2 protein-coding genes are annotated in these 1,744 nt (G+C 69.4%); one reads left to right on the forward strand and one right to left on the reverse strand.

Annotated elements, in window-relative coordinates; genetic code table 11:
• A partial coding sequence (locus tag PV341_RS44910) for a cupin domain-containing protein (RefSeq protein ID WP_500361016.1) occupies nucleotides 1-234 on the forward strand: 234 nt, incomplete at its 5' end.
• 161 nt (nucleotides 235-395) lie between these two features.
• Here PV341_RS44910 and PV341_RS44915 read toward each other — a convergent pair.
• Nucleotides 396-1,130: an alpha/beta hydrolase gene (locus tag PV341_RS44915; protein ID WP_499516426.1), complete on the reverse strand. Its 735-nt coding sequence runs from the start codon at nucleotides 1,128-1,130 to the stop codon at nucleotides 396-398.
• Nucleotides 1,131-1,744 lie beyond the last annotated feature (614 nt).

Genomic DNA, 1,744 nt, shown 5'->3' on the forward strand with positions numbered 1-1,744 from the left:
GGAGAACGTGATCTGGGCGGTGGGGCGGGCCAGCCCCGCGGCGGGCCCGTCGAGGTCATCCGCCCCGGCGACCGCGTCCTGTGCGAGGCCGACGAGGAACACTGGCACGGCGCAGCGCCGAAGCGGCTGGTGGTCCACCTGGCCATCAACGAGAGCGACACCGAGCACGACGTCGTGCACTGGCTGACTCCGGTCGCCGATCAGGAATACGCCGCCGCGCACGCCACCGACTGACGCGGGTCCTGAACCGACCCTCCCCACAGTCTGAAGAATCGAACAGTTCCTGGCTTCGGGCGACACGGGCCCCTGCCGAGAGTTCAGCAGGGGCCACGCTGTGGCGAACTGCATGCCGGCCGACCTCAGCTACCGTCTGTTGCCGGTCTGACGGCTCGGCCTCACTTCAGATGCCGGGTGAAGAACTGGGCCGCGGCGTCTCCCGCGAACTGCGGGACGCCGGTGTGCCCGCCCATGTTGGCCTGCAAGGACTTCTCCTTGGAACTGAAGGCGTCGAACAGGTCCAGGGCTGCCTGCCGGTCGTTCCCCTCGTCGTCCCACTGCAGGAGGACGTGCAGCGGAATGGTGACCTGGCGGGCCTCCTCGAACATGGCGCGAGGCACGAAACTCCCGGCGAAGAGACCGGCGGCCACGATGCGCGGCTCGACCACCGCCAGCCGGATGCCGATGGAGATGACTCCCCCCGAGTACCCGACCGGACCGCCGATCTCGGGCAGCGACAGGAGGGCGTCCAGGGCGGCCTGCCATTCCGGGACCGCCTTGTCGACCAGCGGGAGGATGAGGGCGTCGACGATCTCGTCGCTGACCCGCTCGCCGGCCTCCATCGCCCGGCGCAGGTCGGCGCGGGCCTGCTCGGCGGCGGGCCAACGGGGCCGGTCACCGCTCCCGGGGAGCTCGATGGTGGCCGTCGCGAAGCCCTCCGCCGCGGAGTGCCGGGCCCGGTCCACCAGACGGGGGTACATCTTGCGCAGCCCAAGGGGAGGGTGGCCGAGCAGGATCAGCGGCACCGGTGCGGATGCGGATGCGGGTGTCCACAGGATGCCGGGGATCTCGCCGAGGGTGAATTCGCGTTCGAGGACGCCGTCGTCGAGGCGCTGCTCGGAAGTGAAATGCATGGTCGTGCCTTTCGGGAGTGCGCTGGAACGGCGCTCCCGGACGACCTGCTCTACCGTCCGACCGTGACCCCGGAGGGGAGCACCCATGTCGATACTGCGTTCACGGGTACCACCTCCTCGATCTCTCGCACGGCCTCCGGAAATGTAGCAGTGGGCTCCTCGTCCGCCTAACGGTTTTTTGCGGAGTCTCCACACGGTCCTGCTGCCGTACCATCCGAGGCTCACGGCAACGGCGCGGGCGGCGACGACGAGGACGAGCCGCGCGGGTCAGCGGGTCAGGAACGGGATCATCTGCCGGCCGTACCGAATGTCGTGGGCCGCGCCCGACAGGCGGCCTCGCCGAGGCTGGTCAGGCGCTACGGCAGCCCTGAGACGGTCAGGGGAAGGGAAGTTGCCGCCGTCGCCCACGTCGATGTGAGCAGCCCCGCCTTCCGGCGCAGAGGGAGATCGTATACATCGCAGTTGCCCACGGCCGAGGTGGACCGGCCGGGAAGGCCTGCGTGGGGGAGCGGCCACTAGTGTCCTGAGTCGTTGTTTCGCTGCGTAAGTCGGTGGTGGTTCGTCATGATGGGCGGATGGCGAGGACGGGACGGCCGAAGGCCGAGTTGGTGCTG

The organism is Streptomyces sp. PA03-1a (assembly GCF_033792805.1).
Classification (GTDB): Bacteria; Actinomycetota; Actinomycetes; order Streptomycetales; family Streptomycetaceae; genus Actinacidiphila.

What these genes read in the sequence shown, in the direction of transcription:
- PV341_RS44915 (WP_499516426.1), bottom strand. Translation starts at nt 1,130, where the DNA reads ATGCATTTCACTTCCGAGCAGCGCCTCGACGACGGCGTCCTCGAACGC.